Origin of the sequence: Citromicrobium bathyomarinum, from assembly GCF_038594485.1 — a bacterium.
Lineage (GTDB): Bacteria > Pseudomonadota > Alphaproteobacteria > Sphingomonadales > Sphingomonadaceae > Alteriqipengyuania > Alteriqipengyuania bathyomarina_A.
Window position 1 is genome coordinate 163,104 of record NZ_JBCFZG010000006.1, and the last position, 21,933, is coordinate 185,036.

The 21,933-nt window shown below is 65.3% G+C and carries 24 protein-coding genes; 14 read left to right on the plus strand and 10 right to left on the minus strand.

The window, feature by feature from the left end; genetic code table 11:
- Positions 1 to 19: 19 nt before the first annotated feature.
- The 3 genes from gloB to AAG591_RS12020 are packed head-to-tail and all read left to right on the plus strand — an operon-like array spanning position 20 to position 1,650.
- Positions 20 to 775 carry a hydroxyacylglutathione hydrolase gene (gene gloB, locus AAG591_RS12010; RefSeq protein ID WP_342531572.1) on the plus strand — a complete coding sequence of 252 codons (756 nt, stop codon included), beginning with the start codon at positions 20 to 22 and terminating at the stop codon, positions 773 to 775.
- Positions 775 to 1,290, plus strand: a complete 516-nt coding sequence (locus AAG591_RS12015; RefSeq protein WP_342531573.1) for a DUF3224 domain-containing protein — start codon at positions 775 to 777, stop codon at positions 1,288 to 1,290. Before gloB ends, AAG591_RS12015 begins: the two co-directional genes overlap by 1 nt.
- 33 nt (positions 1,291 to 1,323) lie before the next feature.
- Complete coding sequence (locus AAG591_RS12020; RefSeq protein ID WP_342531574.1) at positions 1,324 to 1,650, plus strand: DOPA 4,5-dioxygenase family protein; 327 nt, start codon at positions 1,324 to 1,326, stop codon at positions 1,648 to 1,650.
- On the opposite strand, the gene AAG591_RS12025 is transcribed toward AAG591_RS12020, so the two are convergent.
- The 6 genes from AAG591_RS12025 to AAG591_RS12050 form a co-directional block, all read right to left on the minus strand.
- Complete coding sequence (locus AAG591_RS12025; protein ID WP_342531575.1) at positions 1,647 to 2,540, minus strand: alpha/beta hydrolase; 894 nt, start codon at positions 2,538 to 2,540, stop codon at positions 1,647 to 1,649. The genes AAG591_RS12020 and AAG591_RS12025 overlap by 4 nt on opposite strands.
- A 101-nt stretch (positions 2,541 to 2,641) precedes the next feature.
- Positions 2,642 to 3,223 carry a F0F1 ATP synthase subunit B family protein gene (locus AAG591_RS12030; RefSeq protein ID WP_342531576.1) on the minus strand — a complete coding sequence of 194 codons (582 nt, stop codon included), beginning with the start codon at positions 3,221 to 3,223 and terminating at the stop codon, positions 2,642 to 2,644.
- The gene (locus AAG591_RS12035) at positions 3,216 to 3,710 is read right to left on the minus strand and encodes a F0F1 ATP synthase subunit B (RefSeq protein ID WP_342531577.1); all 495 of its coding nucleotides are present in this window, start codon (positions 3,708 to 3,710) and stop codon (positions 3,216 to 3,218) included. The genes AAG591_RS12030 and AAG591_RS12035 overlap by 8 nt, the downstream gene beginning before the upstream one ends.
- Before the next feature lie 98 nt (positions 3,711 to 3,808).
- The gene (locus tag AAG591_RS12040; RefSeq protein ID WP_342531578.1) at positions 3,809 to 4,036 is read right to left on the minus strand and encodes a F0F1 ATP synthase subunit C; all 228 of its coding nucleotides are present in this window, start codon (positions 4,034 to 4,036) and stop codon (positions 3,809 to 3,811) included.
- 41 nt (positions 4,037 to 4,077) lie between these two features.
- Positions 4,078 to 4,836, minus strand: coding sequence for a F0F1 ATP synthase subunit A (locus AAG591_RS12045; RefSeq protein ID WP_342531668.1), 759 nt, complete (start codon positions 4,834 to 4,836; stop codon positions 4,078 to 4,080).
- A gap of 79 nt (positions 4,837 to 4,915) precedes the next feature.
- Positions 4,916 to 5,251 carry an AtpZ/AtpI family protein gene (locus AAG591_RS12050; protein WP_342531579.1) on the minus strand — a complete coding sequence of 112 codons (336 nt, stop codon included), beginning with the start codon at positions 5,249 to 5,251 and terminating at the stop codon, positions 4,916 to 4,918.
- Between the two features lie 207 nt (positions 5,252 to 5,458).
- Here AAG591_RS12050 and radC point away from each other — a divergent pair, with 207 nt between their 5' ends.
- Positions 5,459 to 6,205, plus strand: coding sequence for a RadC family protein (radC, locus tag AAG591_RS12055; protein ID WP_425341662.1), 747 nt, complete (start codon positions 5,459 to 5,461; stop codon positions 6,203 to 6,205).
- 48 nt (positions 6,206 to 6,253) lie between these two features.
- On the opposite strand, the gene AAG591_RS12060 is transcribed toward radC, so the two are convergent.
- Entirely contained in the window at positions 6,254 to 9,061 is a 2,808-nt protein-coding gene (locus AAG591_RS12060) for a DUF3857 domain-containing protein (protein WP_342531580.1), read from the minus strand.
- A 181-nt stretch (positions 9,062 to 9,242) separates the two neighbouring features.
- Between AAG591_RS12060 and purB the strand changes: the two genes are divergently transcribed.
- From purB to AAG591_RS12080, 4 genes are all read left to right on the plus strand, one after another.
- Complete coding sequence (purB, locus tag AAG591_RS12065) at positions 9,243 to 10,553, plus strand: adenylosuccinate lyase (protein ID WP_342531581.1); 1,311 nt, start codon at positions 9,243 to 9,245, stop codon at positions 10,551 to 10,553.
- 105 nt (positions 10,554 to 10,658) lie between these two features.
- The gene (locus AAG591_RS12070; RefSeq protein ID WP_342531582.1) at positions 10,659 to 11,228 is read left to right on the plus strand and encodes a LapA family protein; all 570 of its coding nucleotides are present in this window, start codon (positions 10,659 to 10,661) and stop codon (positions 11,226 to 11,228) included.
- Entirely contained in the window at positions 11,225 to 11,899 is a 675-nt protein-coding gene (gene pyrF / locus AAG591_RS12075; protein WP_342531583.1) for an orotidine-5'-phosphate decarboxylase, read from the plus strand. The genes AAG591_RS12070 and pyrF overlap by 4 nt, the downstream gene beginning before the upstream one ends.
- Positions 11,896 to 12,420, plus strand: coding sequence for a hypothetical protein (locus AAG591_RS12080; protein ID WP_342531584.1), 525 nt, complete (start codon positions 11,896 to 11,898; stop codon positions 12,418 to 12,420). Before pyrF ends, AAG591_RS12080 begins: the two co-directional genes overlap by 4 nt.
- Positions 12,421 to 12,429: 9 nt before the next feature.
- On the opposite strand, the gene AAG591_RS12085 is transcribed toward AAG591_RS12080, so the two are convergent.
- The gene (locus tag AAG591_RS12085) at positions 12,430 to 12,936 is read right to left on the minus strand and encodes a DUF4019 domain-containing protein (protein WP_342531585.1); all 507 of its coding nucleotides are present in this window, start codon (positions 12,934 to 12,936) and stop codon (positions 12,430 to 12,432) included.
- 79 nt (positions 12,937 to 13,015) lie between these two features.
- Between AAG591_RS12085 and AAG591_RS12090 the strand changes: the two genes are divergently transcribed.
- On the plus strand, positions 13,016 to 13,657 hold the full coding sequence (locus tag AAG591_RS12090; RefSeq protein WP_342531587.1) for a phosphoribosylanthranilate isomerase: 642 nt from the start codon (positions 13,016 to 13,018) through the stop codon (positions 13,655 to 13,657).
- Positions 13,658 to 13,709: 52 nt separating this feature from the next.
- Here the strand turns inward: AAG591_RS12090 and AAG591_RS12095 are convergent, their stop codons facing one another.
- A complete protein-coding gene (locus tag AAG591_RS12095) occupies positions 13,710 to 14,174 on the minus strand; it encodes a hypothetical protein (RefSeq protein WP_342531589.1) in 465 nt (154 codons plus the stop codon).
- 276 nt (positions 14,175 to 14,450) lie between these two features.
- On the opposite strand from AAG591_RS12095, the gene trpB reads away from it, so the two are divergent.
- From trpB to AAG591_RS12120, 5 genes are all read left to right on the plus strand, one after another.
- Entirely contained in the window at positions 14,451 to 15,668 is a 1,218-nt protein-coding gene (gene trpB, locus AAG591_RS12100; protein ID WP_342531591.1) for a tryptophan synthase subunit beta, read from the plus strand.
- A 273-nt stretch (positions 15,669 to 15,941) separates the two neighbouring features.
- Positions 15,942 to 16,331, plus strand: coding sequence for an endonuclease domain-containing protein (locus AAG591_RS12105; RefSeq protein ID WP_342531592.1), 390 nt, complete (start codon positions 15,942 to 15,944; stop codon positions 16,329 to 16,331).
- A 218-nt stretch (positions 16,332 to 16,549) separates the two neighbouring features.
- The gene (gene trpA / locus AAG591_RS12110) at positions 16,550 to 17,338 is read left to right on the plus strand and encodes a tryptophan synthase subunit alpha (RefSeq protein ID WP_342531593.1); all 789 of its coding nucleotides are present in this window, start codon (positions 16,550 to 16,552) and stop codon (positions 17,336 to 17,338) included.
- A gap of 142 nt (positions 17,339 to 17,480) precedes the next feature.
- Positions 17,481 to 18,332 (plus strand): acetyl-CoA carboxylase, carboxyltransferase subunit beta, encoded by an 852-nt coding sequence (gene accD, locus AAG591_RS12115; RefSeq protein WP_342531594.1) that lies wholly within the window; start codon positions 17,481 to 17,483, stop codon positions 18,330 to 18,332.
- A 107-nt stretch (positions 18,333 to 18,439) separates the two neighbouring features.
- Positions 18,440 to 19,735, plus strand: a complete 1,296-nt coding sequence (locus AAG591_RS12120) for a bifunctional folylpolyglutamate synthase/dihydrofolate synthase (RefSeq protein ID WP_342531595.1) — start codon at positions 18,440 to 18,442, stop codon at positions 19,733 to 19,735.
- Between the two features lie 8 nt (positions 19,736 to 19,743).
- Here the strand turns inward: AAG591_RS12120 and AAG591_RS12125 are convergent, their stop codons facing one another.
- Positions 19,744 to 21,480 (minus strand): AmpG family muropeptide MFS transporter, encoded by a 1,737-nt coding sequence (locus tag AAG591_RS12125; protein ID WP_342531596.1) that lies wholly within the window; start codon positions 21,478 to 21,480, stop codon positions 19,744 to 19,746.
- Between the last annotated feature and the right edge of the window lie 453 nt (positions 21,481 to 21,933).

Consider the following 21,933-nt stretch of genomic DNA (forward strand, 5'->3'; position numbering starts at 1 on the left):
CTGACGGAGAAGGAGCGCGATGCTCGAAATCCACCAGTTCCCCTGCCTGTCCGACAATTACGGCTTCCTGCTGCACGATCCCGACAGCGGGGAGACCGCCCCGATCGACACGCCCGATGGCGGCGAATACCTCAGCCAGGCCGAGGCGAAAGGCTGGCGGATCACCGCCATCTGGAACACGCACTGGCACCCCGACCATGCCGGCGGGAACAAGGCCATTGTCGAGGCGACGGGGGCGCAGGTCATCGCCCCTCAGGAAGTCGAGCGGATCAGCCCGATCGACCGCGTGGTCGCGCATGGTGACGAGGTAACGCTGGGCGCCCACGTCGCGAAGGTGATCGACGTCTCGGGCCACACGAACGGTCATATCGCCTACCACCTGCCGGGCGACGGCATCGCTTTCGTCGGCGACAGCGTATTCGCGCTTGGCTGCGGGCGGATGTTCGAGGGCGAGCCCCAACAGTTCTGGGACAGCCTCGAGCGGGTAAAGGCGCTGCCGCCCGACACCACGCTCTACTGCGCGCACGAGTACACGGCAGCCAATGCCCGGTTCGCGCTCCATGCCGATCCCGATAACGAAGCGCTGCAAGCATATGCGCGCGAGATCGATGCCAAACGCGCGAAGGACGAACCAACCGTGCCCACGCAGCTGGGGCGCGAGCTGGAGACCAACCCCTTCCTGCGCGCGGATGCGCCCGCGATGCAGGCGCGCTGGGGCGGCGATACGCCCGCGGCCACCTTCGCCGCGCTGCGTGCCGCGAAGGATGCGTTCTGATGACCATTGGCAGGGTCGCATTATCTCTGTTTGCAAGCCTGCTGGCGGGCAGCGGCGTATCGGCACAATTGCCAGCGCCCGAAGAGGCACCGGTGGCATTCTGCGCCGTCGAGGCTACCGCTGAAGGGGAAGCGACTGCGCAGGGCGAATTTTCCGTGGCCATGACGCCGCTGGAAAGCGCAGCCGCAGGTATCGACAGCGTGGCGCTGACCAAGAGCTATTCGGGCGATCTGGTAGGCAAGGCCAGCGGCCAGATGCTCGCCGTCCGCACGCCTGTCGACGGGTCGGCTGGCTACGTCGCCATGGAGCTCGTCACAGGGACGCTTGACGGTCGTCAGGGGAGCTTCGCCTTGCAGCACAGCGGGCTACTCGCTGCCGGATCGCCCGCGCTGACGATCAGCGTGGTGCCGGATTCGGGCACAGGCGCGCTCACGGGCCTTCGCGGATCGCTGAAGATCGATATCCGCGAGGGCAAGCACTACTATTGCCTGCGCTACACCTTACCTGAGGGCTGACGGGCGCGTGCCGCGCCAGCAAGGTAACGGATCATGACGCTCAGAGGGTTTCACGCCCACATCTATTTCCACCCCGATGAGATCGAGGCGGCGCGAGCCTTCGCCGTGCGCGCACGCGAATTGTTTCGCTGCGGCGTCGGCCATTTCCACGAAAGGCCGGTCGGCCCGCACCCCCGTGGCAGTTGCCAGCTGTCGCTCACGCCAGAAAAATTCGGGGCCTTCGCGCCATGGGCCACCAGCGAGCGCGGCGATCTGACCATTTTCGCGCACGGACTGAGCGGCGACGACCTGGCCGATCACACGCATCACGTGGTCTGGTTCGGACCGTCCGAACCGCTCGACCTGTCGATCTTCGATTAGGGCGCGGATTCCGCGCCTGACGGCAGCAGCAGCCCGCGATCGGTCATCCAGTCGATGATCCGTTCGGGCCAGTGGCGCAGCGAGACGGAGGGTGTCGCCTCGCCCATATTGTAGGCGTGGCCTCCCGCGGCATACATGTGCAGCTCTACCGAGGCCCCAGCCGCGCGATAGGCGTCGAACACATCCACCACCGGCTGCGCACAGCATTCGTCGTCGTTGGCGGCAGACAGCAGCAGCGGGGGCGAATCCGCAGTGATCGTCTCGATGTCACCCTTGAGCGGGCCGGGAAACACGAGGATGCCGAAATCGGGCTGCGAAGATAGCTGGTCGATCGCATCACCCGAACCCGGAGGCGCGACCGGCGGGCTGAGCAGCGTCATGCGGGCAAGCTCTCCTCCGGCGGAGAAGCCCATCACCCCGATCCGCTTCGGGTCGATCCCGAACTCCCCGGCGCGCGAGCGGAGCAGGCGGACGGCGCGCTCCGCGTCCTGGCGCGAATCGGTAATCGTCCAGGGATAACCCGCCTGCCGGGAGAGCCGATAGCTGAGCACGAAGGCGGCAACGCCGCGCTGCGCGAACCAGCGGGCTACGTCGGTGCCCTCTGTCGTCGTGACGAGGAATTCGTGCGCACCGCCCGGCATGATGATGACCGCCGCACCGGTGCGCCGCTCGGGCAACGCCGCGAAATAGCGCAGCGAGGGATTGTTGATCGACTTCGTCCAGTAGTCGCGCGATTCCTCGGGGATGCTCGCGCGGTCTTCATGTCCCGGAACCCCGCCCTGCCACAGTTCGAGACGCTGCCCGGGATCCGGCGCGTCCTGTGCAGAAGCCGTCCCCGCCAGGAGCGCCGATACCGCCAACCCCAATAGCAATCGCAACAGCCGCCGCATCGTCACCCTCCCTTTCGCCTATGGTAACGCTACCGCGAAGACGCGCATACGAAAAGACCCCGCCGAAGCGGGGTCTCTCGTAACCGGTCCGAGTGTTCAGATCAGATGCTGGAGATCAGGTCGTCGGCCAGCTTGCTGTCGGCCTGCGCGTCCAGCTTTTCGCCGATCAGCTTGCGGCTCGCTGCAGCGGCGGCAGCCGCAGCCTTGGCGCGCACTTCGGCAACCGCGTCACGCTCGGCAGCGGCGATCTTGTCCTGCGCCATGCGCTTGCGGCGCTCGACAAGATCCTTGCTGTCGGCTTCGGCGCGGGTAAGGATCGCTTCGGCTTCGGCCTTGGCATTGTCGAGCATCGCCTCGGCATCGGTTTCCGCATTGGCGATCTTGGTCGAGTACTCGTCGCGCAGCTTTTCCGCTTCGGCGCGCAGCCGCTTGGCTTCGTCGAGTTCTTCGCGAATCGCGGCGATCTGCCCGTCGAGGCCGCCGGTGATGGTCTTGTGCACCTTCGCGCCGAAGAACGCGATCAGCAGCAGCACCAGCATCGAGACCGAGACCCACTGATAGGGCGCAAGGCCCCACAGTTCGGGTTCGGCGTGCGCGGCATCGCCGCCATGCGCCTGCTCGGTATGCGCGGTGGTCGCGCCAGGTTCTTCGGTAGTGAAGAGTTCGGGTGATGTTTCAGCCATGTGCCATCGCTTCCTTCACGGCCTTGCTGGCGACCGGCTTGGTCACCTTGACCCCGGCGAGGCGCGAGACGATGTCCTGCGCCGCGTCGGTCGCGACCTCTTCGATCTCGCCCAGCGCGGCTTCGCGCGTTGCGGCGAGTTCCTGGTCCGCCTCTTCGAGCTTCTTGTCGAGCCGCTTCTGCGCGGCGGCAATCTTCTTCTCGGACTTGGCCGCGGCTTCCGCCTTGGCTTCCGCGATCAGGGCCTGCGCACGGGCACGATTCTCGTTCTCACGCACCCGCCAGGCTTCCTCTTCCTTGTCGGCCTGGTCACGGGCAGCCTGCGCCGCCGCGATATCGTCGGTGATCTGCTTGGCGCGGGAGTCCATCGTGTCCATCACGCGCGGCACCATGCCACGCCCAACGACGAAGAAGGTGATGCCGAAGAACACCAACAGCCAGAAAATCTGGCTGGAGAAGGTCTCGGCGAGCTGGGCTATCTGAGGCATTGCGGGCCAATCCGGTCAGAAAAACGGCCGGTCGTAAGATCGGCAGGTCGTCGGCCGGGGCGCACCCGACAGGCGCGCCCCGTACCGTAAGAAGGTCGTTAGGCGACGAAGATCAGGATCATCGCGACGACGAAGGCCAGCAGGCCGAGAAGTTCGGCGGCGGCGAAGCCGATGAACAGGCGGCCCTGCTGGCCGTCTGCCGCACCCGGATTGCGCAGCGCGCTTTCGAGGAACGAACCGAACACGTTACCCACGCCGATCGCGGCCATACCGGCGCCAATCGCCGCAAGACCCGCACCGATGAGCTTGGCTGCTTCAGGATCCATAGTACTAACTCCTTGAGAAATATTCGTTTTGAGAAAATTGCTTAGTGAAGGTTTTCAGCGTCGTTGATGTACAGCGCGGTCAACAGCGCAAAAACATAGGCCTGGATGCCGGCAACCAGCAGTTCCAGTGCGCAGATACCGATCATCAGCAAGAAGCTGGGCAGGCCGACCAGCACACCGAAACCGATGCCCGCATTGGTGCCGTCGATCACGAAGCTCGACAGAACTTCGAGCAGCACGTGCCCGGCCATCATCGCCACGAAGAGTCGCAGGCCGAGGCTGAACGGACGCACCATGAAACTGATGAATTCGATCGGCGCGATGATCGGGATCATCGGCAGTGGCGTGCCGTGCGGCACGAACAGCGTGAAAAACTTCAGGCCATGCTTCCAGAAGCCGACGAGCAGCACGATCGAGAAGCTGATCACCGCGAGAATGCCGGTGACCGTAAAGTGGCTGGTGAAGGTGAAGGGGTGGATGCCCGCGACACCCAGCGGCAGCAGGCCGAGGATGTTGGCGAACAGGATGAAGCTGAACAGCGAGAACACGTAAGGCAGGTACTTGCGACCCTGCTTGCCGATGTTCGCCTGCACCATGTTGTCGACGAAGCCGGTCAGGCTCTCGACCGCCATCTGCCAGCGACCGGGGATAAGCTGACGCTTGTTGCCCATCTGGACGAACGCGATCAGCACCACGGTGGTGATCAGCATCCACAGCGCGCTGTTGGTGAACGTCACATCGACGCCCGCGATTTCCCAGTGAGCCCACGAGCCGACAGGCTCGATGGTGAACTGGTGCATCGGATCGACTTTGCCTTCTTCGGCGGCCACCTGAAATTCCCGTTCGCGTTTGCCGCACGTTCGTGCAGCGTAAACTCAATCAGCCCTCGTCAGAGGGCGGGCTTTGCGTTCCGGCCATGCGGAAGATGTTCCTGAAGGCCACCCCGATCCCGAGGAACAGGCCGACCAACAGACCCCAGGGCGACGTTCCGACGAACCAATCGAAGGCCCACCCGAACAACGCACCACCGATGAGCCCACCCAGCAGATCGGCCAGTACACGGTTGCCGGCGCGATAATTCGCATCGGACTTGCGTGAACTTTCCGACGGGTTGCGCTTCTCCTCTCGCTCGCGTGCAGCCTTAAGGCGTTGCTCGAGCGCGTCGATCCGCGCATCCTCGGGTATGGGCTCTCGCGCGGACTTGTCGTCGCTCATGCCAAGGCTCTCTTCCAGTGTGAGAATCATGCGGCATGGGCAGGACCTGCCCGCCGAGGGCGCCGCCCCCTTAGAAAAGCGTCATGGGCAAGTCAACCGAGGCTGCCTGCACATTGCATGGGGTATTTCCTGAGCTTGCGCGCATAGCCCGGCAAAGGCAAGGCTTGGCGCATCGCAGGGCCGCGATCGAACGGGGGATGGTAGCGGGTGCCGCAGGAGAACGACGATCTGTTCGGGGAGCCGGAGCACGAGGCTGGGAGAGCCCCCGCCCGCGCTTCCGAAGCCACCGGCGCGCTCGGCCATCGGGAGCGGTTGCGTCACCGCCTGCTGACCGGCGGGGCCGAAGCGCTCGCCGATTACGAAGTTCTCGAATACCTGCTGTTCGCTGCCATCCGGCGGGGCGACACTAAACCTCTCGCCAAGGCGCTGCTGGCGCGGTTCGGCAGTCTTGGCCGGGTGATGGAGGCCGATCCGGCTGCGCTGGCCAAGGTGCCCGGCATGGGCGAGGCAAGCGCTGCTGCGCTGAAGGCTGTCGCGCTGGCCGCGCGGCGGATGGCGCGCAGCGCAGTCGCGGATCGTCCGGTGATCGGCAACTGGCAGGCGCTGATCGACTACCTGAGCGCGGACATGGCGCACCTGACGGTGGAGCGCGTGCGGGTGCTGTATCTCGATAACAGGAACCGGCTGGTGCAGGATCACCACGTCGGCGACGGATCGATCGACGAGGCGGCGATCCACCCGCGCGAAGTCATCCGGCGCGGGCTGGACCTCGGTGCCGCCGCACTGATCCTGGTCCACAACCACCCCAGCGGAAGCCCCGAACCCAGCCGTGCCGATATCGCGATCACGCAGCGCATCGCCGAAGCCGGGCGATTGCTGGGAATAACCGTCCACGATCACGTGATCATCGGCCAGGGCAGCCATGTCAGCCTGAAGGCGAAGGGCCTGATCTAGCCTGGCGTGGGGTGAGGCGCGCTTCGCCCCGCCCCACGCGTGGTGGCCTCAGCTCGGCTCCAGGCCCCACTGCGCATACTGGCGCGGCGTGTAGGGGCTAGCCCAGCGGACGATCTCGATGTCTTCGCGGGCACCTGCGCTGTCGCCGCCGTGCGACCGGATGACGCCGCGCAGGTAACGCGATCCGTACATCTCGGGATTGATAATGAGCACCCGGTCGAGGTCGCGCAGCGCCTCTTCGCTGCGGCCGAGGCGGAATAGCGCGAGCGCGCGGCTGTCGAGTGCTTCCTCGCTGTTTTCCAGCCCTTCGATCGCGCGCGTGCAGCGGTCGATGGTTTCTTCGCTCACGCGGTTCCAGATCGCGTCATACCAGCACGAGGCATTGAGCAGATTGGGATCGCTGGGGGTGTACTCCAGCTCCTCCTCCAGAACTGCCCGCCCCTCTTCGATCTGGCCGGCCTGCCCCAGCGCATAGGCGCGTTCCTGCGCCTGCGTGCTCGCATCCTCGAGATAGACGGCATACTCGTCCGCCAGCGCCACGGCTTCCTCCCCGCGGCCGAGCAGTGCCAGCGCAATCATCCGCTGCCGGGAAAGGCCGTATTCGGGATCGAGATCGGCGGCTGCCTCGATATCGCTCAGCACGCCTTCGTTGTCGCCCAGCTGCAACCGAACCCATGCCCTGGAGCTGTAGCTGCTGGCGGACGGATCGCCGTCCACCGCTGCGCTATAGTCTTCAAGGGCCCCTTCGAAATCGGCGATCTGGTAGCGGAAATACCCGCGATCGCGGTGCAGATCGACCAGCGCCTCGGGGTCGTCTTCGCGGGCGAGCACCGCATCGTACATGCTTGCGATTGGCGCGGTCAGCCGGACGATCTGGTCGCGATTGTCCCACACCATCCGGGCATTGCGCGGCGCGACGATGCGCGGCAAGCCGCGCTTCAGGCGCAGCGAATCGCGGCGGATTTGCGGCAGGTCGCTCGCCGGCACTTCCCACACGAGGCTCCGCACCGATTCATCGAGCGTGAAAAGGTCATCGGCAAGCTTCGGATCGGCGACCAGCTGCGTTCCGCCGATCACGGTATCGACCGGCTTGCCACCGAGCAGGCGATATTCGCCGTCCTGTTCGGGCAGGCGCCATTCGATATGCCGGTTGAAATAAAGCGGCCCGTTCACGGTCAGCGGGACATCCGCGATGTCGGCCCGGTCGCGCGATACGTCGAACGAGAAGGAGGAGAGCGCCTGATAGGGCACGTCAAGCTCGACCCGACCACTCTCCCGATCCCACGTCGGCTCGACCAGCCCGCGACCGGTCACCACGGCGATGCCGCTCGCCTCGTCGTAGGTGACGTCGACGCTGGTTGGGTGGTTCGATCCGAGCAGGGAGCCGATCGTTGCCTCGATCCGGTCCGTGCGCATGTCGGAATCGTCGAGCAGGGCCACCGCCTGGTAGGTGCGCGCCGCCGCCCCGCTGACGCGCCATTCGATCTGGTAGATCGCAGGCAGGTCGATCCCGGCGCTCTGATCGATCGTCAGGCGGATGTCGTCGTCCGGCATGGTCTGCGGGCGCATCGCCATTTCCTGAAGATCCGCCCCACCTTCGCGAACGGGCAGAGCAAAGCGGAAACGCGGGACTTCGCCGATATTGGCGAGTCTCAGCCCGCCGTTGGTGCCGTCGAGCCAGTAAGGTTCGCCGCCGATATCGGCGCGCACGATCATATGGTCGAAATTGCCGAGCGTGGGCAGCAACCCGGGCACTGCATCGCCGGTGCGGCTGTTGACCAGCACCGCCTCTGCCGAAACGCCCAGTTCGCGCAGCATGGCCAGCAGCAGCATCGACTTGGCCTTGCAGTCGCCGGTCCGCACTTCCCACGTCTTTGCCGGGGTCTGCGGAATGTAGTTTCCGCCGTTGAGGCCATCGAGGAGGTAACTGATCTCGTCCTGCACGAACTGCGTGGCGAGCGCGGCCCGCTCAAGCGGGTCGTTCGACTTCGCGGCGATTTCGGCAACCTTCCCGGCAAGCGTGCTGCCCGGCTCGATCGCACCCTCGGTGGAAAAGAAGGGCGCAAGGTCGGCGGATATCTGGCTGTAGCTGTCGAATGTGGATGCACGGATCGCGGGCGGCAGGCGAAAGCGCGGCGGTGTGTCGCCCGGGATATCCTTGAGTTCCGCGATGGGCACCTTGATCGTGATGTACTTGTACCCGTCGCGCGTCACTTCCTCGACCGGCGCATCCACGCGGGTCGTCGCCCAGCGAACATCCTCGCCGACCGGCCAGGAGACGATCATCCGGCCTTTCGCCAGCGGAGCCGGTTCCGAAAGGACGGAACTGGCGTATTCCATGTCGTCTTCGAGAATCTGCTCGTCGGTCGTGGTGGTGAAGCTGTAGCGCAGGACATCGCCGATCTTGGCGCCGGCGACCTTCATCGTCGCGGTAAGCGCACCATCGAGAATGCGCTGTTCCAGCATGGCTTCGCGCCGCAGCACCTCGAAGCGCTCGCCATCCGCCAGCAGATCGATCGTCTTGCCGTCGCGCAGCAGCTCGACCCGGTGGACCACGAGGTCCCCCTTGTCGGGCATCCAGCCGAGCGAGATCGTGCTGACCGCATCGCGCATTTCGGAACTGTCGAGCGCGAAGGCGATGTCGCCATAGGTCGATACGACCCCGCCTTCCATCCGGGTCTGCGATTCGGCAAGGCGCAGGGGCATGCCCGGGTCCTGGTCGACAGGCGGCAGATCGCTGACATCGACCCAGTCTTCTACGGGAGCGTAAAGCACCGAATCGCCCGCATGCGCAGGTGTAACCAGCGCAGCCGCGAAAAGCCCCGTCGCGGCTGAGGCGAGATAGATGTAGCGCATTGTTCCCCCGGAAAAACTCGTCCTGTTGCCCAGTCAGACTTGCATTGCGCCGCTGCACTAGCAAGCGATTATCATCAGCTGTTCCCGTGCGGGCTGGATGCCGGTTCGCGAACCTTGCCATCCACCGCGATGCAGCCTAGCCGCGCCGCTTGCACACCTTCACTGCACCCGGAGCCCCGCCATGGTCCCCCGCTACGCCCGCCCCGAAATGACCGCCCTGTGGGAGCCTGAGGCGAAATATCGCATCTGGTTCGAGATCGAGGCGCACGCGACGCAAAAGCTCGCCGAACTGGGCGTTGTGCCGCAAAGCGCTGCCAAGGCGCTGTGGGACTGGTGGGACACGAACCCCGCAATCGACGTCGAGGCGATCGACGCGATCGAGGCGGTGACCAAGCACGACGTGATCGCCTTCCTCACCTGGGTGGCCGAACATGTGGGCGAGGAAGCGCGCTTCATGCACCAGGGCATGACCAGTTCCGACGTGCTCGACACCACGCTGAGCGTCCAGCTGGTCCGCGCGACCGATATCCTGCTCGCCGACATGGACGCGCTGCTCGAAGCGCTGAAGCGCCGGGCGGAAGAGCACAAGTTCACCCCCACCATCGGGCGCAGCCACGGCATCCATGCCGAGCCCGTGACCTTCGGGCTCAAGCTGGCGCAGGCCTATGCCGAATTCGACCGCTGCCGCGCGCGGCTGTGGGATGCGCGCACCGAAATCGCGACCTGCGCGATCAGCGGCGCGGTCGGCACCTTCGCCAATATCTCGCCCGATGTGGAAGCTTACGTGGCGGACAAGCTGGGGCTGGTCCCCGAAACCGTCAGCACGCAGGTGATCCCACGCGATCGCCACGCGATGTATTTCGCCACGCTCGCCGTGGTCGCAGGCTCCATCGAGCGGCTGGCGGTGGAAATCCGCCACTTGCAGCGCACCGAAGTGCTCGAGGCGGAGGAGTTCTTTTCCAAGGGGCAGAAGGGTTCGTCGGCGATGCCGCACAAGCGCAACCCCGTGCTGACCGAGAACCTGACCGGCCAGGCGCGCATGATCCGCGCCTACGCTCTGCCCGCGCTGGAAAACGTCGCCCTGTGGCACGAGCGGGATATCTCGCACTCGTCGGTCGAGCGCTTCATCGGCCCCGACGCAACGATCACGCTCGACTTCGCGCTCGCCCGCCTCACCGGCGTGGTCGACAAGCTGCTCGTCTACCCCGAGCGGATGGAGGCCAACATGAACCGGATGGGCGGCCTGATCCATTCGCAGCGCGTGCTGCTGGCACTGACGCAGAACGGCGTCAGCCGCGAAGATGCCTATGCCATCGTCCAGCGCAACGCGATGAAGGTGTGGGAATCGGACGGGCGCCTGCAACTGCTCGACCTGCTCAAACAGGATGAAGATGTCGCCAAGGCACTGTCCCAAGACGAACTCTCCGCCCTGTTCGACCTCGACTATCACCTGAAACACGTCGACACGATCTTCGCGCGCGTCTTCGGCTAGGGATTTTCCCGGGGGCGTTTCGCTGGACGGGCGCGGCAGGCCGGTTTAGGCTCGCTGTCGTTGCGCCGGGCGCATTCGACTTGAGCCTTGGTGGGGGACTTCGCGATGCAAGTGATACGGACGATCATCTGGGTGCTGATTCTTTTCGGCGTCCTCCTGTTCTCGTTCTTCAACTGGAACCCGGTCGAAGTGACGATCTGGGACAATCTGGTGCTGGAGACGAAGGTCCCTGCGCTGGTCATCATCTCGTTCCTGCTCGGCTTCCTGCCGACATGGCTGATATCGCGCGGCATTATCTGGAGCCTCAACCGCAAGATCCGCAGCCTCGAGATCGCCGCGAAGGCCAGCTCGGTCTCGGCAGCGGCGCGCGAAGCGGAACGCGAGGAAGCTTCGCGGCAGGAGCCGGTCGCCGACGAAGCCGTCAGCGAAGATGCCGAAGCAGCCGCTGCAAACGATACGCCGGAGGTGGAAACACCCGCAGAACCCGAACCGCTGCTGACGACCCACGATACGCCGGCTGAAGATAGCACCATCGAGCCGGACACCGCAGCCTCCGATACGGATCACACCACGGACGCGAAAGCGGTCTCGGCGGCGGACGGCGAGCCGGCAACCGGCGGCGAGGACACTACCGAGGATCACGCCGAGCCAGAGGACAAGTCGACTCAACCGTGACCAATCCCGTCTATCTCGCCCTCGATCTGCCGCGCGTCGACGCAGCGCGCGCGCTGGCCGAAAAGGTCAAGGGACACATCGGCGGGTTGAAACTGGGCCTCGAATTCTTCTGCGCGCACGGCCATCACGGCGTCCATGAGCTGGCGCAGGTCGGTCTGCCGATCTTCCTCGACCTCAAGTTTCACGACATACCCAACACCGTCGCGGGCGCGATGCAGGCCATCCACGTGCTCGAACCCGCCATCGTCACCGTCCATGCATCGGGCGGGCGCGCCATGATGGAAGACGCCAAGGCTGCGGCGGGCGAGCACACGAAGGTGGTCGCCGTGACGATGCTCACCAGCCTCGACGAGCGCGATCTGGCGCGCACCGGCGTATCGGGCAGCGCGCACGACCAGGTGCTGCGCCTCGCCGATGTGGCACAGGATGCCGGGCTGGACGGGATCGTATGCTCGGGCCATGAGGTGGGCGAAGTGCACAGGCGCTGGAGACAGGGCTTCTTCGTCGTACCCGGCCTGCGCCCCGCGGGTAGCGCGGTGGGCGACCAGAAGCGCGTGGTTACGCCGCGCGCCGCGCGCGATGCAGGTGCCAGCGTGCTGGTGATCGGGCGACCGATCTCGAAAGCGGACGACCCGCTGGCGGCTGCCAAGGCGATCGAAGAGACTTTATGAAGCGCGGGCTTGTCCTCGCCGCAAGCGCGTTTGTCCTCACTGCATGCGTCGGCACGCCGCGCGCATCCGAGAGGGTCGCGCTGATCGACCCGGCGATGGGCGCCGCGCTGACTCGCCCGTGCTCACGCCCTGGGCCGGAAAGTGCGGAGCGATTTTTCGTCCCCTCGCCCAGTCAGATCACCGCGACCGAAACCGCCACGATGCGCCTCCTTCGCGAGCGAGCCGGGGACTACGCCGGATCCTTCGTGGAGGCTGCGGATGAACCGACGCCTTTCGACTGGCCCGTCAACCCCGCGCTCTATCGCCGCCAGTATGTGGGCTATTACGAGAATGGTAGGCCGATGATCTACGGCGATTTCATTCCCGCAACCGCTCGCGCTGACCTCAGCAAACCGGTACAGATGTGCGATGGCGGCTTCCGGTTCTTCGGGGTCGAGTACGATCTGGATAGCCGCTCCATACGACGCATCGCGTTCGACGGATCGCTGGGCGGCCCGGTTCTCGCGCCGATCGAACCCTGAAGCCGGCGCCTACTGCTCGACCGGCGCAATCCTGACAGCAGGCGCCTCGGGTGCGTCGGCACTGTCGCTCGGCTTCTCCGAAGGCTCATCCGCATATTTCGCGAAGACGTCGCTCATCATGTCGGGCGAGTTGATGTGGTAGCCGATCAATTTAAGCGAATCCCCCGATCCGCGGAACAGGAAGGTCTCCGAACCCCGCCCGTTCTCGAATTGGGTATCCATTTGCAGCGTGGTGAAGGTGCCTTGCGTATTGGTGTTCACCCTCATCCCCGCCTGCGAGGTTTCGCCCGCATCGCCGAGGCTCTTGTGAACCGTGTCGAGCAGTCGGGCGAAATCCTCTTGCGACGTCGCCTTTCGCAGTTCCTCGCCCGCGTTGGTCCAGATCGCCTGGTCGTCGCCTGCGTTGAGCCGATCGTGGAACAGGTCCACCTGTTCGCGTGCGCCCTCTGCCTGCGCGAAAGGATTGCACGCCGCCAGCATCGTCGCCGCCAGCACCAGCGCCATCCGCTTCATCATCGCCCGCCCCCCCTAGGTATGAAAACCGGGGATCAGACTAGCATTGGCGTCGCACAGGCCAAGCGATAAGAGGCACGCCATGACCGGAATCAAGATTTGCGGGCTCTCGACGCCCGAGACCGTCGATGCCGCGGTCGACGCGGGGGCGACCCACATCGGCTTCGTCCACCACGAGCCGAGCCCGCGCCATGTGTCGCTGGAAGACGCCGCGAAACTGCGTGCGCGCGTTCCGGCGGGCACGAAGGTGGTGCTGCTGACGGTCAAGTTGCAGCCTGCCGAAATGGAACACGCCTACCGCACGGTGCGCCCCGATATCGTCCAGTTCCACGGCGGCGAGACCGTCCAGTGGATGGCGATGGTGCGCAAGCTGCTCGGCGTGGAGACATGGCGCGCGGTGGGTCTGCAGGAAAAGGCGACGCTGGACCGATCGCGCAAGTTCGTCGGCAAGGTCGACCGGGTGCTGTTCGATGCCCCTGCCAAGGCGCTGCCGGGCGGCAATGGCGTGACCTTCCAGTGGAGTATCCTCGACGGCTACGACCATCCGATGCCCTGGGCGCTGGCGGGCGGCCTGACGCCGGACAACGTGGCCGAGGCGATCGCCGCGACCGGCGCACCGCTGGTCGACACCTCGAGCGGGGTAGAAAGCGCGCCCGGCGTGAAGGACGTCGCACTGATCCGCGCCTTCTGCGACGCGGTACGCAGCGCGGGCCCGAAAGACTGATGCCCGATCGGGGCTGGCGGCCATCCGCCGAGGCCCCGATCGCGCGCAACGGTCAGAAGAACGTGCCGATGCCGAGGGTGACGGCGTTGCCTTCGTGATGATCGACGAAGACGCGGCGGTATTCGGTGGCGATATAGGTGCCGCCGTGGCCGACGTGGTGCTCGTACCCAAGGCCGAGGTGCGGCGCATCGCCGTGGTGCGTGAAGGTGTAGCCGCCCGCCACGAAGACGCTGCCCTTCCCGCTCACCTTGGTGCCGAGGCGACCGGTGAGGGCGAATTCCACATAGGTATCTTCGGCGAGGATTTTCTCGCCCGAGACTTCGCCGCCCACGAAGGCGTGGTCGCCAAGATCGAAATCGTATCCCGCCGCGATACCGAGAACCGGATCGGTATGACCATCCGCCCAGGCGACCCCGCCGCGCAGCTCGGCGCGCGGACCGCCTGCTGCTTCCCCGGCGAGCGCGGGAGCCGCCGGCAGGGCGATCAGGAGGGCGGAAAGCAGAACTGGTTTGAACATTGGAACATCCCGACAAGGGGCGGCGCGCTCGATAGAGGGCGGGCCCGATTGCAAAAGACTTCCATTATAGAGGGCCCGGCAGGCGCGTTTCCGCCTGGTCGGGGTTTTTCATCCGCGCACCTGGCGGCCCCCGGGGCACCCTTGGCCCCTCTTGACCCGCGCGCGCCGAACTTGTCGGAACGGGTGGCGGCCGATAGGCCTTTCGCGATTCTCTCCCCCGAGCCGCGTCCGGAGCACGATCAATGCTCCGGCAGGCTCAGCACGAACGGATTTGCTGTGACCGACGCTGTTCCCAATTCCTACCGCAACCAGCCTGACGAGCGCGGCCATTTCGGCGATTTCGGCGGGCGCTACGTCGCCGAAACGCTGATGCCCAATATCCTCGCGCTGGAGCAGGCCTACGACGAGGCGAAGAAAGACCCCGCCTTCACCGACCAGTTCGAGGATTTGCTGGAGCACTATGTCGGCCGCCCCAGCCCGCTCTATTTCGCCGAGCGGCTGACCGAGGCACTCGGCGGCGCGCAAGTATGGTTCAAGCGCGACGAGCTCAATCACACCGGCGCGCACAAGATCAACAACTGCATCGGCCAGATCCTGCTCGCGATCCGCATGGGCAAGACGCGCATCATCGCAGAGACCGGCGCGGGCCAGCACGGCGTCGCCACCGCCACGGTGTGCGCGCGTTTCGGCCTGCCGTGCGTCGTTTACATGGGCGCGGAGGACGTGCGGCGGCAATCGCCCAACGTGTTCCGGATGAAGCTGCTCGGCGCGGAAATCGTCCCCGTCACCAGCGGTCGCGGCACGCTGAAAGACGCGATGAACGAGGCGCTGCGCGACTGGGTCGCGAATGTGGAGGACACGTTCTACATCATCGGCACCGCCGCCGGCCCGCACCCCTACCCCGCGATGGTCCGCGACTTTCAGAGCGTGATCGGAACCGAGGCACGCGCGCAGATGCACAAGCGCGTGGGTCGGTTGCCCGACCTGCTGGTCGCGTGCATCGGCGGCGGCTCCAACGCGCTCGGCCTGTTCCACCCGTTCCTCGACGACGCGGATGTGAAGATGCTCGGCGTCGAAGCGGCGGGGCTTGGCCTCGACGGCGACCAGCACGCTGCCAGCCTGACCGGCGGCGCGCCGGGCATCCTCCACGGCAACAGGACCTTCCTGCTGCAGGACGAAGACGGCCAGATCACCGAAGGCCACTCGATCTCCGCAGGCCTCGACTACCCCGGCATCGGCCCCGAGCACGCTTGGCTCAAAGACATCGGCCGCGTCGAATACACCGCCGTCACCGACGACGAGGCGCTCGACGCCTTCCAGCTGCTGTGCCGGACCGAGGGCATCATCCCCGCGCTCGAACCGAGCCACGCGATTGCGGCTGTCGCAAAGCGCGCGAAGGAGATGGACAAGGACGCGATCATCCTCGCGAATTTGTGCGGGCGCGGTGACAAGGATATCTTCACCGTCGCGGAAAAGCTGGGCGTGGAGATTTGATCCTCAAGATCTTCTCGATCATCGGACGGTATCTTCTCTGGCTTGCCCTCGGTTTGGCTATTTTCGCGGTCGGGGACCTCCTCATCGGCGATGAAATTCTGCAAAGGCGTAGCGTTGTCATCGTTCTTGGGGTCACCACTGGGTTCGCGCTGAGTGAGTTCATTCGGTATCGAAGACGCGCTTCCAAGAATGGCTTAGCGAGTTGATTCACGATGGCTCCTCGCGCCCCAGAAAGCCCTCTCCCCTTGAGGGGAGAGGGTTGGGAGAGGGGCTTTGCGCGAAACCGAACTGACAGCCCGCGCCCGCGATATGCGCAAGGGCATGACCGAACCGGAGACGCGGTTATGGCTCGAACTTCGCGCCGGTCGCTTTCACGGGATCAAGTTTCGGCGGCAAAAGGTGATCGGGCGTTACATCGCGGACTTTGCTGCGAACCACCCGAAACTGGTGATCGAGCTGGATGGCGATACGCATGTAGGCCAGCTGGACTATGACGCAGAGCGTACGAGCTATCTGGAAGCGCAAGGGTATCGCGTAGCTCGCTTCAGCAATGGAGAGGTGATCGAAAACATGGACGGCGTTTTGCAACGGCTGGGCGCGATTGTGGAGATGTTGCGCCATGCCCCTCCCCCAACCCCCTCCCCTGAAGGTGAGGGGGCTTGAAGCGCCCCACCGAATAGCCCTCTCCCCGCTCGGGGAGAGGGTTGGGAGAGGGGCTTTCACCGACTGTCCTACATCTCTCCCCGCAGCCATAATCGCTGCATGAGCCCTCGCGAACCCTTCCCCACTCAGCCGTTCTTTGCCATGCGCATAGCCAGCCAGTTTTTCCAACCCAGGACACTGTGTCAGGTGTGTCAGCGTTCAGCCCCGAGAGCCCTACGATGAACAACGCGAAACGAATCGCCTCCGCCTTCGCAAAGCCCCACCCCGCGCTCGTCTGCTTCGTCACCGCGGGCGACGGGGATACCGCCGCCAATCTCGATGCGCTGGTCGAAGGCGGGGCGGATGTGATCGAGCTGGGGATGCCCTTCACCGATCCGATGGCGGACGGGCCCGCGATCCAGGCGGCGAATATCCGCGCGCTGAAGGCGGGCACCACGACGGCCGATGTGCTGATGATCGCCAACGAGTTCCGCGCGCGGCATCCGCACGTGCCCCTGGTGTTGATGGGCTATGCCAACCCGATGGTGCGGCGCGGGCCCGCTTGGTTCGCCAAGGAAGCTGCGGGCGCAGGCGTCGACGGGGTGATCTGCGTCGATATTCCGCCCGAAGAGGACGCCGCGCTCGGCCCGGCCTTGCGCGAGCAAGGTATCGCCCCGATCCGCCTCGCCACACCGACGACCGACGATTTTCGCCTGCCGACCGTGATCGAGGGCTCCGAAGGGTTTCTCTACTATGTTTCCGTCGCAGGGATCACCGGCAAGCAGAGCGCCGCGCAGGACAGCATCGAGGCGGCAGTAAAACGCCTCAAGGCGGCGACCGACCTGCCGGTGGCGGTCGGCTTCGGCGTGCGCACGCCCGAGCAGGCGGGGGCGATCGCGAAGGTCGCCGATGGGGTCGTCGTCGGCTCCGCGCTGGTCGATCTGGTCGCGGAACATGGCGCCAATGCCCCTGCATACCTGCGCGATCTCACCGCAAGACTTGCGAAAGCCGTACACATTTCCGAATAGCCGTCATTGCGAGGAGCCTGAAAGGCGACGTGGCAATCCAGATTCCGAGGCCCCGGCAAGGTCGAACGTCTGATGTTGGATTGCTTCCCCCGGGTCGAGCCCGGGGTCGCAATGACGAATAGAGAGGTCTAAAGCCAATTTCATGAGCTGGTTCAATCGCGTCCGCAATTCGCTGCCCTTCGTGGCCAACAAGCGCTCCACCGACGAGACGCTGTGGATCAAGTGCAAGGGGTGCGGAGAGATGATCTTCGCAAGCGACTATGCCGACAACCTCTACGTCTGCCCCCGCTGCGAACATCATGGCCGGATCGGTGCGGACACGCGCATCGCGATGCTGATGGACGAAGGCTTCGAGCTGCTGCCGCAGCCCGAGGTGAAGGAAGACCCGCTCAAGTTCCGCGATTCGAAGCGCTATACCGACCGGTTGAAACAGGCACGCTCGGCCAATCCGCATCGCGACGCCTTCACCGTGGCGAGCGGCGAGATCGACGGCCAGCCCGCCGTGATGGGCGTGCAGGACTTCCACTTCATGGGCGGTTCGATGGGCATGGCGGTGGGCCAGGCCTTCTGCGACGGCGCCGAAGAGGCGCTGAAGCGGCACTGCGGCTATATCGTCGTCACGGCGGCGGGCGGCGCGCGGATGCAGGAGGGCATTCTCAGCCTGATGCAGATGCCCAAGGCGACCGTGATGGTGCGCAAGCTGCGGCAGGCGGGCCTGCCCTATATCGTGCTGCTGACCGACCCGACCACCGGCGGCGTCACCGCCAGCTACGCGATGCTCGGCGATGTGCAGATCGCGGAACCGGGCGCGCTGATCGGCTTCGCAGGCCAGCGCGTGATCCAGGAAACGATCCGCGAACAGCTGCCCGAAGGCTTCCAGCGCGCCGAATACCTGCACGAACACGGCATGGTCGACCGCGTGGTCAAGCGCCACGACCTCAAGGCGGAGCTCGCGATGATGCTGCGCTACATGCGCGGATCGAAGGCGGCGTGACGAACATTCCCCCCTTCCCTTCGGGGGAGGGGATCGAGGGGCGGAGGAAAGCTGGGCGCAACGCCCTTCGCCCAACCCTTTCCCCCAAAGAGGAGGGGGCTTGACCGATGAAGGACTTCGCCCGCTCCGACGATCCCGCCGTGCAGGCCCAGCTCGACCGGCTGGCCGCGCTCTCGGTGCCCGATGGGCGGCTGGGCCTGGAGACGATCCGCGCGCTGCTGGCCCGGCTGGGCGACCCGCAGGGCCGCCTGCCGCGCACGTTCCATGTCGCGGGGACCAACGGCAAGGGTTCGACCTGCGCCTTCCTGCGCGCGATGCTGGAGGCGGACGGGAAGCGCGTGCATGTCGCCACCAGCCCGCATCTGGTGCGCTATAACGAGCGTATCCGGATCGCCGGCAAGCTGATCGAAGACGCGCATCTCGCGGCCCTGTTGCAGGAAGTGCTCGATGCTGGCGCTGACCTCAGCCCCAGCTTCTTCGAAGTCACCATCGCCGCGACGTTCCTCGCCTTCGCGCGCGAACCCTCCGACGCCTGCGTGATCGAGGTCGGGCTCGGCGGGCGCTTCGACGCAACCAATGTGCTCGCCCCCGATGTGCTCGCCGCGTGCGGAATCGCGGCGCTGGGGATCGACCACGAACGCTTCCTGCTCGCACCCGAAGACGGCACGCCGAGCGATCCGATGGCGCGCATCGCGTTCGAGAAGGCGGGCATCGCCAAGCCCGGCGTGCCGCTGGTTACGCTCTCTTACCCCCAAGGCGCGGCGCTAGAGATCGAGCGGGCGGCGGTGGCGCGTGAAGCGCTGCTGGCGATGCGCGGCGCGCACTGGCAATCCAGCAGCACCGAAACCGGCCTGCATTATACCGACCAACACGGCGAAGTGGCTATGCCCCTGCCTGCGCTGCCCGGTGTCCATCAGGCGGAGAACGCTACGCTCGCCATCGCGATGCTGCGCCATCAGGACCGGGTGAGCGTGTCGCGCGACGCGATGGCGCAGGGGCTGCGTACCGCCAACTGGCCCGCGCGGCTCCAGCGCCTGCCTGCCTCGCCTTTGACCGGCGCGCGCGAAGTGTGGGTCGATGGCGGGCACAACCCCAGCGCGGGCGAGGCGCTCGCGCGGCACTTCGCAGGCCAGCGCTTCCATCTGATCCTCGGGATGCTCGCCAACAAGGATCGCCGCGCGCTGGTCGATCCGCTGGCGGACAGCATCGCGAGCATCACCGCCGTGCCGGTGCCGGGGCACGAGTACCACCCGGCGGAGGCTTTCGGCGGGGAAGCCCGCGCGGCCGACAGCGTCGCGGATGCGCTATCCGCCCTGCCCGGCGACGGCCTGCCCGTACTGATCGCAGGTTCGCTCTACCTCGCGGGCGACGTCCTGCGGCTCAGCGGCGCGCTGCCCGACTGAAGGCCGACCTACTCTGCGGCGATCTGCGGATCCGGTTGGACCACGCCGCTCTTCGCACCGGCACGCGTTTCGCGAATCCATTCGAGCACGCACAGCACCACCGCGACAATCCCGATCAGCGCGGTGAAGATGAAGACGTAGTGATATCCCTTCACCTCGATCATCTCGCCCAGCGCCCCGCGCCCCAGCGTGCCGACCAGCAGCGTGAGCGAAGCGAGCAGCGCGTATTGGACGGCGGCGTACTTCTTGGCCACGATGCTGGAAAGCCAGGCGATATAGGCCGCCCCGGCGATGCCGATCGCCAGATTCTCCCAGAAAATCGTGAAGGTCAGCCGCGGCAGACCCTCGCCACCGAAGGGAGCCATCCATCCGATCAGCGCGCTGAAGCCGATCGCATCGCTCGCCGCCTGCATCGCCGGCCCGCCGACCGCGAGATCGGCGTAGAGCAGGTTGGTCGCCGCGGCGAGCGCCGCGCCGAGCGTCAGGGTGAACATGCGCCCGAAGACCGTGATGATCCATCCGCCCAGCGCGAGGCCGAAGATGATCGCAAACACGCCGAAGAACTTGGAGGCGAAGGCAACCTCGTCCCCGGTGTAGCCCAGCTCGCCGAGATAGAAGGGGTATGCGAACACGCCCCAGATCGAATCGCAGATGCGATAGGTCAGCACGATTGCCAGGATCAGCACCAGCGACCAGCCGAGCCGGCCGACGAACTCGACCAGCGGCAGCACCAGCGCACGGTAGAGGTGATCGGTAAACTTGACGGTATGCCCCGCACCCACACCAGGTGCGGCGTGGATGACGTTGCGGCCCTCGCGCTTCTGCCTGGCCACCCAGGCCGCGATGAAGGCGGGCAGCACCACCGTCGCGAGTACGATCAGCGGGCCGTATGTCGTCGTGAACAGCGTCACGTCGGGCCGCGTGTCGGGCGTTGCCGTCATCGAACGGACCATGAAGACAACGACCGTGATGATCGCCCAGCCCCACAGCACGCCGACCGCGATCAGCGCGCGGGTGCGCACCTTCTCGGTCACTTCGCCGGCATTGTAAAGTTCCGCCACTTCGTCGGCGTTGGCGGCAGCCGTCGCCGCCGTATCGTCGGAAACGGTGGCGTCGGGCGCGAACAGGCTCGCGATCCCGATGCCCAGCATGATCGCCCCCATGATCAGATAGGTCTGCGGCCAGCCGATACGCTCGGCGATAATCAGGCCGAATGCACCGCCGACCAGGGCAGCCAGGCGAAAGCCCATCTGCGTGATGGTCGACAGGATATCGAGCGTTGCCTCCTCGTCCGCGACATCGATACGCCACGCATTAATTGCGATGTCCTGTGTCGCGCTGGCGAAGGCACCGACCGCGGCGAGCAGGCTGAACCAGCCAAGCGCGTTCTTGGGATCAAGGAAGCTCATCACCAGCAGCGCGATGCCGACGATCAGCTGCATCGGCGCAATCCATTGCTTGCGCTTGCCCAGCTTGCTCAGGCCGGGAATATCCACCTTGTCGAGCAGCGGGGACCACAGGAACTGGAAGGCATAGGCAAGACCGACGAGGCTGAAGACGCCCATCGTCTCCAGATCGACCTCGGCTTCGCTCAACCAGGCATAAAGCGTGCCGAGAAACAGCGCAGGCGGCAGGCCTTGGGCAAACCCGAACAGCGCCATGAATCCGCTTTTCCGATTCCGCAGAGAGCGCAGGACGGTCCGCCAGCCCGGCTTTTTCTTCTTTTCGGCTTGTGCATCGCCCATCGGACACCCCTCCTCGTTGCTAGAGCTTCCTAGCTTGCCAACTCCCCCTTCGCATAGCCCCCTGACGCAGGGTTGAACGGAGCCGCGCGATTCGAAAATCAGCGCTCAGGTCTCGCGGTGCGTTTTCGCACCTGCAGCAATCATTTGAAAATTATTTTCATTGTAAATCAGAATATTGCAATCCTGAGCGTTAAATTTGCGCAACAAACTTATCCATTTGTGCTAGATAAGGGGCGTTGATTGGGGAACGCCTGCAATGTTGCGTGGAATCGTCTGCAAGGTGCGCGGACACGTGGTCAATCGACACCGGGTCTGGCACGATGATCTCAACTTCCGCACCACTTGCGAGTGCTGTGGGGCGGCACTTCTTCGCACCGGAGAAGGTTGGCGCATCTTCGATAACGAGAATGACGCCCACATGGATCGTCGACCGCACCCGAACTTCGAGCGCGT